The 11,896-nt window shown below is 41.0% G+C and carries 13 protein-coding genes; 8 read left to right on the forward strand and 5 right to left on the reverse strand.

Annotation, left to right across the window (positions count from 1 at the left end):
* Positions 1 to 5 precede the first annotated feature (5 nt).
* From ACKI4H_RS18260 to pabC, 4 genes are all read right to left on the reverse strand, one after another.
* Positions 6 to 422: a PaaI family thioesterase gene (locus ACKI4H_RS18260; RefSeq protein WP_407308313.1), complete on the reverse strand. Its 417-nt coding sequence runs from the start codon at positions 420 to 422 to the stop codon at positions 6 to 8.
* A gap of 82 nt (positions 423 to 504) precedes the next feature.
* Positions 505 to 1,101 (reverse strand): dTMP kinase, encoded by a 597-nt coding sequence (tmk, locus tag ACKI4H_RS18265; RefSeq protein ID WP_407308316.1) that lies wholly within the window; start codon positions 1,099 to 1,101, stop codon positions 505 to 507.
* 3 nt (positions 1,102 to 1,104) lie between these two features.
* Positions 1,105 to 2,154: an endolytic transglycosylase MltG gene (gene mltG / locus ACKI4H_RS18270; protein WP_407308318.1), complete on the reverse strand. Its 1,050-nt coding sequence runs from the start codon at positions 2,152 to 2,154 to the stop codon at positions 1,105 to 1,107.
* Position 2,155: 1 nt separating this feature from the next.
* Positions 2,156 to 2,968, reverse strand: coding sequence for an aminodeoxychorismate lyase (gene pabC, locus ACKI4H_RS18275; protein WP_407308320.1), 813 nt, complete (start codon positions 2,966 to 2,968; stop codon positions 2,156 to 2,158).
* A 167-nt stretch (positions 2,969 to 3,135) separates the two neighbouring features.
* Between pabC and ACKI4H_RS18280 the strand changes: the two genes are divergently transcribed.
* The 8 genes from ACKI4H_RS18280 to ACKI4H_RS18315 all read left to right on the forward strand — a co-directional run bounded on the left by ACKI4H_RS18280 (position 3,136) and on the right by ACKI4H_RS18315 (position 10,520).
* Complete coding sequence (locus ACKI4H_RS18280; RefSeq protein ID WP_407308322.1) at positions 3,136 to 4,140, forward strand: sulfate ABC transporter substrate-binding protein; 1,005 nt, start codon at positions 3,136 to 3,138, stop codon at positions 4,138 to 4,140.
* 177 nt (positions 4,141 to 4,317) lie between these two features.
* Positions 4,318 to 5,331, forward strand: a complete 1,014-nt coding sequence (locus tag ACKI4H_RS18285; protein ID WP_407308324.1) for a sulfate ABC transporter substrate-binding protein — start codon at positions 4,318 to 4,320, stop codon at positions 5,329 to 5,331.
* Positions 5,332 to 5,360: 29 nt separating this feature from the next.
* Positions 5,361 to 5,966, forward strand: a complete 606-nt coding sequence (locus tag ACKI4H_RS18290; protein ID WP_407308326.1) for an alpha/beta hydrolase — start codon at positions 5,361 to 5,363, stop codon at positions 5,964 to 5,966.
* Between the two features lie 84 nt (positions 5,967 to 6,050).
* Positions 6,051 to 6,884 carry a sulfate ABC transporter permease subunit CysT gene (cysT, locus tag ACKI4H_RS18295; RefSeq protein ID WP_407308328.1) on the forward strand — a complete coding sequence of 278 codons (834 nt, stop codon included), beginning with the start codon at positions 6,051 to 6,053 and terminating at the stop codon, positions 6,882 to 6,884.
* Positions 6,881 to 7,774, forward strand: coding sequence for a sulfate ABC transporter permease subunit CysW (cysW, locus tag ACKI4H_RS18300; RefSeq protein ID WP_407308330.1), 894 nt, complete (start codon positions 6,881 to 6,883; stop codon positions 7,772 to 7,774). Before cysT ends, cysW begins: the two co-directional genes overlap by 4 nt.
* Before the next feature lie 11 nt (positions 7,775 to 7,785).
* Complete coding sequence (locus tag ACKI4H_RS18305) at positions 7,786 to 8,847, forward strand: sulfate/molybdate ABC transporter ATP-binding protein (protein WP_407308333.1); 1,062 nt, start codon at positions 7,786 to 7,788, stop codon at positions 8,845 to 8,847.
* 54 nt (positions 8,848 to 8,901) lie between these two features.
* Positions 8,902 to 9,825 (forward strand): CysB family HTH-type transcriptional regulator, encoded by a 924-nt coding sequence (locus ACKI4H_RS18310; RefSeq protein WP_407308335.1) that lies wholly within the window; start codon positions 8,902 to 8,904, stop codon positions 9,823 to 9,825.
* 542 nt (positions 9,826 to 10,367) lie between these two features.
* Positions 10,368 to 10,520 carry a hypothetical protein gene (locus ACKI4H_RS18315; protein WP_407308337.1) on the forward strand — a complete coding sequence of 51 codons (153 nt, stop codon included), beginning with the start codon at positions 10,368 to 10,370 and terminating at the stop codon, positions 10,518 to 10,520.
* 697 nt (positions 10,521 to 11,217) lie between these two features.
* Here ACKI4H_RS18315 and carO read toward each other — a convergent pair.
* Positions 11,218 to 11,892, reverse strand: a complete 675-nt coding sequence (gene carO / locus ACKI4H_RS18320; protein WP_407308340.1) for an ornithine uptake porin CarO — start codon at positions 11,890 to 11,892, stop codon at positions 11,218 to 11,220.
* Positions 11,893 to 11,896 lie beyond the last annotated feature (4 nt).

Raw genomic sequence — 11,896 nt, forward strand, 5'->3', positions numbered from 1 at the left:
AAACTTTATTTTTGAGCGGGTATAGAATAGGTCGCCGTGACATGCGCCACCGGATCATCCGAATCAATCGAGTAAATCCAGACTTCCCCCACAATTAGTGCCTTACCCACTTTGATTAATTTACTCACACCCCGCAGATTAACCCAGCCTGAAGGTTTACGTAAAAAATTGATATTCAAATTGGTGGTGACGGCCAAACCGACCAAACCGATCTCCCCCAATATGGCTACATATAGAGCAAAATCTGCCAGTGTCATCATTGTCGGACCTGAAACTGTACCGCCGGGACGTAATTCTTGATCACTGACATCACACAACAACGTTGCCCCTTTTAAAACAACAGCCTCAATCCGACATTTTTCTAAACTTTGGGGAAATTCTCGTTGCAAAAACTCAATAATTTCGGCTTTATTACTTTTCATTGCTTATAAAAAATCTTCCATCATGTTGCCCACTATAGAAGATTTCTCATTTAAACCCAATTGCTGAAAGTAACTACTCCGATCACAAATACTCAAGTGCCTGGCTAAATACCTGTTCGGGAATTTGTGTGGCATCTAGGCGTTTAATCCGTTCACCCTGCTGTTCCCACAATTCCTGATATCCGGAACGTACTTTCTCAAAGAAAGTGGCTTTCTCCTGTTCAAAACGATCCAGTGCGCCACGTTCACGCGCACGCGACATGCCCAGTGCTGTCGGTGCATCTAGCCAGAAGGTGATATTCGGCATATGCGACACGAAATTAGAATTCAATAACTGCAATTTTTCTTTGCTTAAGCCACGTCCTGCACACTGATAGGCAAAACTTGCATCGATAAATCGGTCACACAGTACCGTCTTACCCGCAGTTAATGCCGGTACAATCACTTGCTGTAAATGTTGCGCACGTGCTGCATACATTAAAAGCAGTTCAGTATCATTGGCCATGTTTTCTTCATGATTAACCGACAACAGTAATGAACGAATCTGTTCTGCCATGGGTGTGCCACCCGGCTCACGCGTCAGCACCACTTGCTGGCCTTGTTGTTCCAAATAGTCAAAAATTTTACGAATGAGTGTGGTTTTCCCGACACCTTCAGTGCCTTCAAAACTAATAAACATCTCTCACTCCTGCTTTGATTTTAAAACTGACAAGTAATTCTGTACTGCACGATTATGTTCATCCAAACTTGCGCTAAATTGATGCCCACCATTTCCGGTTGCCACAAAGTAAATATTATTTGAAGCATCGGGATGCATGGCTGCATCAATGGCTTTTTTACTTGGCAAAGCAATCGGTGTTGGCGGCAAGCCATTATTAGTATAAGTGTTATAGGCGGTAGGCGTACGTAAATCGGTACGAGTGATATTGCCATTATAATTAATGCCCATACCATAAATCACGGTCGGGTCTGTTTGCAGACGCATGCCCATTTTTAAACGGCGCACAAACACCCCTGAAACTTGTTCCAGTTCACGATCGAGACTGGTTTCTTTTTCAACAATTGACGCCATAATCAGAGCCTCATATTTATCTTTATAAGGGAGGTCAGAGGCGCGATTTTCCCATGCAGCATCTAAAGCTTTCATTTGACGTTTATATAAATCAGTCAGAATCTTTTTATCTGTTTCGCCTTTGGCATAGAAATAGGTATCCGGTGCAAATAAACCTTCCGGATGATTAAACGGAATATTCAGCACTTTCAGCATCTGATCTTGCGGAAGGTTCAGCACTTCTTTGGTGACTAAATCGTCTTTCTTTAAAATTTCAATTAACTGCTTAAAGGTCGTACCTTCAATCACCAGAATCCGGTTCATTTGTGCATTTTCAGAATTCGCGACCATATCCATCACTTGACGAATGGTCATGCCCTGACGCACTTCATACACACCGGCTTTCATGGTGTCATGAATCATGATTTTTTGATAAAGCTTTAATATAATGGGAAAACTGACTTTGTCTTCTTTGGCTAAACGCTCAATAAAGCCTGAATAGGTATCACCTGTTCCAATGGCCAGCATCTGTTTTTTACCTTCGACAGGATAAGTCTTGAATAAGCTTGACCATAAAATAACTGAAGCCATGACCACAAAGCCCATGAATAGAACGATGAAACCTTTCAATGGCAATACTTTTGTGGCTTTCTTTTTTGAGTTTTTCTGTGTGCTGGACATATTAACGAATCTGATTCAATTGAAGGATATTAAACAGTTCAATACATGATTGAACATTCAATGCTTGCTGATTAAGTTCAGTCACAACTTTCATTGGACTTAAGGCATTACAGAAAAACAGACTTTCAAATTTTGAAATTTCTTCCATATCAATAAAGCGCTGTTGGCAATGAATGCCTTGCTGCTGCATACGCGCCAAAATCTCTGCACGCATCACCCCATGGACGCCATTATAACGAAGTTCTGGGGTAATCCATGTATTGTTTAAACGAATGAAACAATTACTGCTTACTCCTTCAACAACAGTGCCTTGCACATCGGTCACCAATGCTTCCGCCCATCCGCGCCCATTGGCCTCATTTTTTAACAATACCTGTTCCAAACGATTCAGACTTTTTAAACCGACCAGGCTTGGCATAGTTAGGCCCAATGCTTGCTGCAGTACACCCGATTTAATTTTTTCAATTTGAAAATCATCCACTACTTTGGGATAAAAAAACACCCATACATCGGCTGAATGATCAGGCAAGCTATATCCGCGCTGCCCATCCCCACGACTAATGATGATTTTAAGCGTGCCATTCACTTCTAGAAATCGCTGTTGCAGTAAAACTAAACTTTTTTGAACCAAACTCAAATTTGCTTTTAACAGCAGTCGTTCACAACTTAGATGGAGCCGCGCCATATGTAATGCTTCAAGCTCCATTTTACCATGCCGAATACGCGCAGTCGTAAAACAACCATCACCATAATGGAAGGCCCGATCCAATAATGAAATTTCGTTTATTTCCTGGGCATTTTTTAAACATGGCATATTAAAACATCCTGCGAATGATGACTTAGTTTAAAACAGCAGTCTCAGATTGATAGCTTTTTTATTCATATCAAATTCGTTTCTTATTATTTTTTTAATAAAAAAGATGACGCTATCCTTCGTCTTGTTACAAAACATTAATAATTCAAATGTAAAGGATAGTAAAAATGCGCTCATTAAAAATCGGGGTTTTAGCAGCACTTATTTCCGCAACGTCTTTTAGTGCGCTTGCAAAAGACTTTTTAAACGTTTCTTACGACCCAACCCGGGAACTGTATGAAAACTATAATAAAGAGTTTGGTGCATATTGGAAGAAAACCACAGGCCAAGAGATTAACTTTAAGCAATCGCATGGCGGTTCCGGCAAACAGGCACGTTCAGTGATTGATGGACTAGATGCGGACGTTGTGACTTTAGCACTGGCTGCAGATATTGATGCCATTGGAGAAAATTCAAATCTTCTGCCTAAAGACTGGCAGAAAAAGTTTCCCAATAACTCTACTCCTTATACATCAACCATCGTATTTCTGGTACATAAAGGCAACCCGAAAGGCATTAAAGATTGGGGTGATTTAGTTAAAACAGATGTCGGGATTATCACACCAAACCCTAAAACGTCTGGCGGTGCACGCTGGAATTATTTAGCAGCATGGGCGTGGGCGAAACATCAGGCAGGCGGCAATGATGCCAAAGCGCAAGAATTTGTACGTAAAATCTATAAAAATACCAAAGTTCTAGATTCTGGCGCACGCGGTGCAACCACAACATTTGCTGAGCGCGGCATTGGTGATGTACTGCTTGCATGGGAAAATGAAGCGCACTTGGCAATTCGTGAACAACCCGGAAAATTTGAAATTATCACCCCATCATTGTCTATCTTGGCAGAACCGCCAGTAGCGATTGTTGAAAAAAATGCACAGAAAGATGGCAATCTCAACATAGCTAAAGCTTACTTAAACTATCTGTACTCACCTGCGGGCCAAACTGTGGCTGCCAACAACTTCTATCGTCCGCGCAATGCAGCTGTATTGGCAAAATACAAATCGGTATTCAAACCTTTGAAGCTGGTGACCATTGACAAGGAATTTGGTGGCTGGACTAAAGTCCAAAAACAACATTTTGATAATGGCGGCGTTTTCGATCAAATCGTGAAAGCCAATAGCACCAAATAATCTTAGAAAATCAAGAGCAGCACTGACTTTATTCATAAGGCCAGTGCTATGAGTACAGAATAAGTTTTATTTATCTCTTTTATTCATATAAAATTCATTTTTTATTATTTTTTATGCATAAAGAATAGCGCTATTCTGCATTCATATTACAAAACAGTTAAAAATATTGAGGTTGGCATGAGCATTTCAGCAAAATTAAAGTTAGGGGTTTTAGCAGCAGTTATCTCTGCCACATCTTTTAGCGCTCTGGCAAAAGACTTTTTAAATGTTTCTTATGACCCCACGCGTGAACTTTATGAAGATGTCAATAAACAGTTCGGCAAATACTGGGAAAGTCGTACTGGCCAAAAAATCAATTTCAAACAATCTCATGGGGGTTCTGGCAAACAAGCACGTGCAGTGATTGATGGTTTGGATGCTGATGTTGTGACGCTTGCTCTTGCAGCTGATATTGACGTGATTGAAGAAAAAACCAAACTGCTTCCTGCTGATTGGCAAAAGAAACTTCCTCAAAACTCAACACCGTATACCTCTACCATCGTATTTCTGGTGCGTAAAGGTAATCCGAAAGGTCTAAAAGACTGGGGCGACCTGGTTAAACCCGGTGTCGGCATTATCACACCCAATCCTAAAACGTCTGGCGGCGCGCGCTGGAACTATTTAGCAGCTTGGGCTTGGGCGAAACACCAAGCCGGTGGTAACGATAAAACAGCTCAAGAATTTGTGCGCAAAATCTACAAAAACACCAAAGTTCTTGATTCAGGGGCACGTGGCGCAACAACCACATTTGCTGAACGTGGTATCGGTGATGTATTACTGGCGTGGGAAAATGAAGCGCAGCTAGCAATTCGCGAACAACCGGGTAAATTCGAAATCGTAACACCAAGCTTGTCCATTCTTGCCGAGCCACCGGTGGCGATCGTAGAAAAAAATGCTGAGAAGAAAGGCAATAAATACTTGGCGCAAGGTTACTTGAACTTCTTGTATTCACCATTGGGGCAAGAAATTTCAGCACGTAACTTCTACCGTCCACGCAACGCAAAAGTGTTAGCCAAATACAGCAATGTATTTAAGCCCCTTAAACTTGTCACTATTGATCAGGAATTTGGCGGTTGGGATAAAGTTCAAAAAGCCCACTTTGAAAATGGCGGTATTTTCGATCAAATCGTAAAAGCCAATAGCGCTAAATAATCGTGCTGGAAAAATAAAGGAGCATCGACATGATTCATACCGTAATTGTTCCAGGTGTAGGTGGCAGTGAACCTGCGCACTGGCAATCCTGGTTACAACGACAACTCATGTCATGCTCTCGTGTACAGCAAGAGGACTGGAATACACCTGTACTTCAAAACTGGATAAGCGAATTTGTAAATACGGTTCGCCCGATTCAAGGGAATATTCAAATCGTTGCACATAGCTTCGGTTGCCTCACTACGGTTGCAGCACTAGCTCAACATCCGGAATTAAATCAAAAAATTAAAAATTTGATTCTGGTTGCTCCTGCTAATCCTGCACGTTTTGGTGAAGCGGGTTTCGCACGTGATAGTCAATCAGATTACAGTGCGTATTTCCACCAATTGAAAATTGCCGTTCCGACCACTTTACTGATGAGTGAAAACGACCCTTGGTTAAATTTTGAAGATGCCCACTGCTTAGCCCAAGCATGGAAACTCGATCCGATTAATCTGGGGCAGGTCGGACATATTAATGTGGCTTCCGGGTTTGGTCCATTTCCTGAAATTTATGATTATTTGATTTCAGAAAATGCTCTGCAACATATCAATTTTTCTGATGAGAGCAAGTGTTATTTTAAATTTGCAATTTAAAGTCTGCAAATTATGCTTGTGCCGAATTAAATTTTTATTTTTGCTGACTTTATTGGTCAGCATTTTCTCTTTTGAGGAGTAATCATGTCGCAGCGATCCCGAGTGCTGCCAGGATTTGGTCTGTCTCTAGGCTTTACCCTAGCGTATTTGTCATTAATTGTTTTTATTCCATTATCTGCAGTGTTTATTAAATCACTGGGTATTGGCTGGGACGGTTTATGGGAAATTTTAAGTTCAGAACGTATTTTAAAATCTCTGCAGTTAAGTTTTAGTGCCGCGCTCATTGCAGCCTTCGTCAATGTGATCTTTGGCTTGTTACTGGCATGGTGCTTAGTACGTTACAGCTTTCCTGGTAAACGGGTTATTGATGCTTTGGTGGATTTACCTTTTGCCCTGCCAACCGCAGTTGCAGGTATTGCACTGACATCTTTATATGCACCTACCGGCTGGATTGGTCAGTATCTAGAACCCATGGGCATTAAAGTGGCTTATACCCCAATCGGTATCACGCTTGCGCTGATTTTTATTGGCTTGCCTTTTGTAGTCCGCACTGTACAACCCGTGCTGAGCGATCTAGAAAACGAACTGGAAGAGGCGGCGTCAGCACTCGGCGCCAACCGTTTTCAGATTATAACCAAAATTATTTTGCCGATTCTGTTTCCCGCACTACTGACTGGTTTTGCATTGGCATTCGCACGTGGTGTGGGTGAATACGGTTCAGTAATCTTTATTGCGGGTAACCAGCCCTATGAAACTGAAATCGCGCCATTGATGATTATTTCGCGTTTGGAAGAATATGATTACGCAGGTGCAACCACAATTGCGGTGGTGATGTTGTTAATTTCTTTTGCGATCTTATTCCTGATTAATTTGCTACAAGCGTGGGCAAGCCGCCGTACAGGGAGAACTGCACCATGAGCTTAATCACCAATAGCAATGCTTTAGCAGAAAAACTGCAGTCTCGCGATGCAACCCGAGAACCGACATGGGTGCGTAATCTTCTGATTACCATTGCGCTGATCTTTTTCTTAAGCTGCCTGATTCTGCCTTTAATTCTGGTCTTTGTGGAAGCCTTTAAACAGGGGGTTTCGGTTTATTTCCAAGCCTTGATCAATCCAGATACACTATCGGCAGTAAAACTGACTTTATTGACTGCTGCCATTGCCGTGCCCTTAAACGTGGTGTTTGGTGTCGCTGCGGCCTGGTCTGTTGCGAAATTCAACTTCCGTGGTAAATCCATTTTAACCACCATTATTGACATTCCATTTTCTGTATCGCCGGTCATTGCTGGCATGATGCTGGTGCTGATTTTTGGTACTCAAGGCTGGATGGGCAACTGGCTAATGGATCACGACATTAAAGTATTGTATGCCGTGCCTGCCATTGTGCTTGCGACCATCTTTATTACCGTTCCCTTTGTAGCGCGTGAATTGATTCCTTTAATGGAAGCGCAAGGAACTGAAGAAGAAGAAGCTGCAATTGTACTCGGCGCTTCAGGTTGGCAAACCTTCTATAAAGTGACCTTACCGAATATTAAATGGGGTCTGATTTACGGTGTGATTCTGTGTAATGCCCGTGCGATGGGCGAATTCGGTGCGGTATCGGTGGTGTCTGGTCATATTCGTGGTGAAACTAATACTTTGCCGCTACACGTCGAAATCCTTTACAACGAATATACCTTTAGTGCTGCGTTTGCAGTGTCCTCACTGTTGGCTTTACTTGCCATTGTGACTCTAATTTTAAAAACATGGGTCGAAATACGCCAAGAAAAGCAAAACAAACGTAATGAAGATTCACAAGTTTCTTAAGGAATGACATCATGAGTATTCAAGTTAAAAATATTGAAAAACACTTTGGTGCATTCCATGCACTTAACAACATCTCTCTCGACTTTCCAGATGGCCAGTTGGTGGCATTGCTCGGTCCATCAGGCTGCGGCAAAACTACCCTGCTGCGCATTATCGCAGGCTTGGAATCAGCCGATGGCGGTCAGGTGATTCTGGAAGGCGAAGATGCAACCGATGTTCACGTTCGCGAACGTCAGGTGGGCTTCGTATTCCAGCACTATGCTTTATTCCGTCACATGACCGTATTTGACAACATTGCTTTTGGTTTACGCGTTCGTCCGCGTTCAACACGCCCTTCTGAAGTGGAAATCAAAAAACGTGTCACCCGTTTACTCGACTTAGTTCAACTCGGTTTCTTGGCGGATCGTTTCCCGGCTCAGTTATCGGGTGGTCAGCGTCAACGTATTGCTTTGGCTCGTGCACTCGCTGTTGAGCCTCGTGTACTGTTACTGGATGAACCCTTTGGTGCACTTGATGCCAAAGTGCGTAAAGAACTGCGTCGCTGGTTACGTACCTTACATGATGAATTGCATATCACGTCTATTTTTGTAACCCACGATCAGGAAGAAGCCTTAGAAGTAGCGGATCAAATTATCGTGATGAACAAAGGTAATGTAGAACAAATTGGCTCGCCACGTGAAGTTTATGAAAAACCGGCAACGCCGTTTGTGTTCGACTTTCTAGGTCAGGCCAACCGTTTCGAAGGTCAAAACCAGCAGGGTATCATCCATCTTGGAGAGGATCGCATTAAGTTGCCACAGGTGAAAAATGCGCCACAAGGTGAAATTATTGCATTTGCGCGTCCAAACGAACTCAGCATTCATGCGACTCCGCAACAAAATGCCATTCAAGCCACGTTCTTACGTGAAATTTGGATTGCTGGCAAAGTGCTTGCTGAACTTCAGGATCGTCAAGGTAATTTGATTGAAATTTCGCTTAACTCTGAAGAAGCCAAATTACATCAATTCAAACCAAATCAAACTGTGTGGTTAAGCCCATCCGCATTGCATTTATTTGCCAATGACGTCGCTTAAGAACAAATAGATGGGGCAAAACAAGCCCCATTCCCTTTTAAGGTAAACAGAATCATGAATTTTCAACAATTAAGAATTATTCGAGAAACCGTTAGACAAAACTTTAATTTAACTGAAGCTTCAGCAGCACTTTATACCTCCCAATCGGGGGTAAGTAAACACATCAAGGATTTGGAAGATGAACTAGGCGTACAACTATTTATCCGTAAAGGTAAACGTTTGCTGGGTTTAACTGAGCCGGGGCAGTCTTTGCTCGGTATTGTTGAACGGATGCTGGTTGATGCCGACAACATTAAACGTCTTGCTGATGACTTTAACCGCGTCGATGAAGGTACGCTCACAATTGCAACCACACATACACAAGCCCGTTATGTTTTGCCGCCAATTGTGAATCAATTTAAAAAAGAATTTCCAAAAGTACACCTGATTTTGCAACAGGCAAGTCCGGTTGAAATTACTGAAATGTTGCTTCAAGGCGAAGCGGATATTGGTATTGCAACCGAATCTTTAACCACTGAAGATAACCTTGCAAGTGTGCCTTTTTATACTTGGCAACACAGTATTATTATTCCACAAAACCATCCTCTGGCAAGCAAAACAGATATTGCTTTAGAAGACTTGGCGCAATACCCGCTGATTACCTACCATGGCGGTTTCACAGGGCGTTCAAAAATTGACAAAGCCTTTGAAGAGGCAGGAATTGATGTCGATATTGTAATGTCAGCACTTGATGCCGATGTCATCAAAACCTATGTCGAACTGAATATGGGTGTTGGTATTGTCAATAATGTCGCTTATGACGCAGAACGTGACTACCGTTTAAAACAGATTCCAACCGATATTTTTGGCGTAAACACCACCTGGATTGCAGTACGTAAAGGTCATTTATTACGTGGCTATGGTTATGAGTTTATTTCACTCTGCTCACCAGAAGCGGATATTAAAGCATTGAAACGAGTGGCTTATCCAGAAGATTAAAAATCACATTATTTTTTTAGATAAGGGATATATTAATATCCCTTTTTTACTTTTAATTAAACGTTTCTATTATTTTAATTATCAGTAATATAAAGAATTTTTAGTTATTCAGAAATTAAAGTATAAACAATCTTAAAATTAGACTTGCTCATACTTAATAAAACGACATACAGTACTCACACTAAATAAAAAAATTAATTACCAGGTATGTTATCAAGTTTTACACAAACCTATATAAGTGAAGTCATGATTTAATTTGGGCTTATTTATGAAAGCTACGGCATTTGGCATCAAGGCGTGCATTTTTTGCCTGCACCGGTATTTTCTGCAGCACTTGAAACTTCAAATCAAAGTATTGCTATATTTTTACAACCTAATCACTACGCTGAATTTTCAACCACGCTGTTGATGCCAATATTCCAGACAATACCTACCGGCCTGAAGCCAATAATCCATAGATCTATACTAAAAAATCTACACAAGATTTCGTCAAACATTTTTATCTATCCAACGCGGCCTTAAAATTACCACTCGATCTCAATTTGTCCACAGGTCTCATTTATGACCGATTTTTTGCTACCGATATTGGTTATGCACTCGATCCCCTTACCCGCAGTCCAGATGATTTAAATGCGGTACGCTTTAAATTGCATAGCAACACTCTCACGGCTCTTGTAGGCTACCAGCCAAATTAATCTTGGAACGTATATACAGGCCTAAGTTATCAAAGTTTAAAAATACCTTTGAAAATTTTAGATTAATCGACGAACCTGCTGGTCAATTATATCGGGGATATCCCCTTCCTTTACTCAATTTAATATCCAGCCAGATACAAGACTATAGAAACACCTCTATTCCTTAAGCTTGATTTTCAAACAGGTATAACAGTTAATAACTTAATCTATGGATGAGTATGTTGGATCAAATGGCAAAATTTTAAAATTACTTCACCTTAATCAGTTCAGAGAGTGATACACCAGTCGCTTGAATGAATTATTAAACAGATCAGTGGAGTACAACTTTGGGGGATGGCTCATATATTTAATAACAAATAGACATATATTATAAATATTGGATTAGATTCGAGTGTTGGCAACCCTGCTTTCACCTTAAGTCCTTAAGATGGTTCCTATGGTTTAGATGCAGGGAGTCTTATAATATTCATTTATTATCGGCAGCATAAAATATTTAAAATTTAATTTAGAAAAAATCTAACAAAATCAAAATATTTCATGCAGTCTGTCCGGACCTTTATCCTCAGTAAGCAAGAATGATGCTTTTACCGATGAGATGAAAGTAGGTTATCGTTTTTAATTAAAAGTATTAAATCCTTAAAACTTAATCTTCAAAAACAAAAAAACGAGCCGAAGCTCGTTTTTATAAAATTTAGAATTAGAAACGGAAGCTTACACCCAGTTTCGCTACTGGTAGCCATTCGTATTTATTATCGTTACGGATTTCATCTTCTTCATCATTAATTGCTTGACTTAAGGTACGACCATCATCACCGATTAAACCCCGTGCTTCCGGATTCACTCTTAAGTTAGCAGTTGGATTTCCATTGTAGTAAGCACCAATTTCACCAAAGACACCCCAGCGATTAGTAATGGCGGGTGAAAAACCAAGACCTACATATGGTGCAAGATTATTCTTGTAAGATAAATTACCATCAATGCGGACATCAGTGAAACCTGCATTAAATCGTGATCCATCCACAGTAAAAGAAGCGTTAGTACCTGGACGACGTTCTAAATCATAGTCATTATCGATGTAGGCAACACCTGCAGCCATATAGAACCAGTTTGCCCAAGGACGAATTTCAGCATTTAAATATGTTAGGTTATTGTCCATATCAAGATCATAATCGTTACCATTAATGGACAAGTCATCTGACCAGGAAATATCACCCCCATTATAGCCCAATGTAACACCTACATATGGGTTAGCGTTCCATGAGATTGCACCACCGTAACCCGTGGTACCGACCTCAGCACGAACAGCTGCTGGTTTAAAGAAAGAAAAAGATGTAACACCTTCATCTGTTACAATAACTTCATCAGCAGCCATTGCA

Origin of the sequence: Acinetobacter sp. (assembly GCF_045628685.1) — a bacterium.
Taxonomy (GTDB): domain Bacteria; phylum Pseudomonadota; class Gammaproteobacteria; order Pseudomonadales; family Moraxellaceae; genus Acinetobacter.

Coding starts and splice junctions, on each gene's coding strand:
- ACKI4H_RS18260 (WP_407308313.1), bottom strand. CDS start 422: ATGAAAAGTAATAAAGCCGAAATTATTGAGTTTTTGCAACGAGAATTT.
- tmk (WP_407308316.1), bottom strand. CDS start 1,101: ATGTTTATTAGTTTTGAAGGCACTGAAGGTGTCGGGAAAACCACACTC.
- mltG (WP_407308318.1), bottom strand. CDS start 2,154: ATGTCCAGCACACAGAAAAACTCAAAAAAGAAAGCCACAAAAGTATTG.
- pabC (WP_407308320.1), bottom strand. CDS start 2,968: ATGCCATGTTTAAAAAATGCCCAGGAAATAAACGAAATTTCATTATTG.
- ACKI4H_RS18280 (WP_407308322.1), top strand. CDS start 3,136: ATGCGCTCATTAAAAATCGGGGTTTTAGCAGCACTTATTTCCGCAACG.
- ACKI4H_RS18285 (WP_407308324.1), top strand. CDS start 4,318: ATGAGCATTTCAGCAAAATTAAAGTTAGGGGTTTTAGCAGCAGTTATC.
- ACKI4H_RS18290 (WP_407308326.1), top strand. CDS start 5,361: ATGATTCATACCGTAATTGTTCCAGGTGTAGGTGGCAGTGAACCTGCG.
- cysT (WP_407308328.1), top strand. CDS start 6,051: ATGTCGCAGCGATCCCGAGTGCTGCCAGGATTTGGTCTGTCTCTAGGC.
- cysW (WP_407308330.1), top strand. CDS start 6,881: ATGAGCTTAATCACCAATAGCAATGCTTTAGCAGAAAAACTGCAGTCT.
- ACKI4H_RS18305 (WP_407308333.1), top strand. CDS start 7,786: ATGAGTATTCAAGTTAAAAATATTGAAAAACACTTTGGTGCATTCCAT.
- ACKI4H_RS18310 (WP_407308335.1), top strand. CDS start 8,902: ATGAATTTTCAACAATTAAGAATTATTCGAGAAACCGTTAGACAAAAC.
- carO (WP_407308340.1), bottom strand. CDS start 11,892: ATGGCTGCTGATGAAGTTATTGTAACAGATGAAGGTGTTACATCTTTT.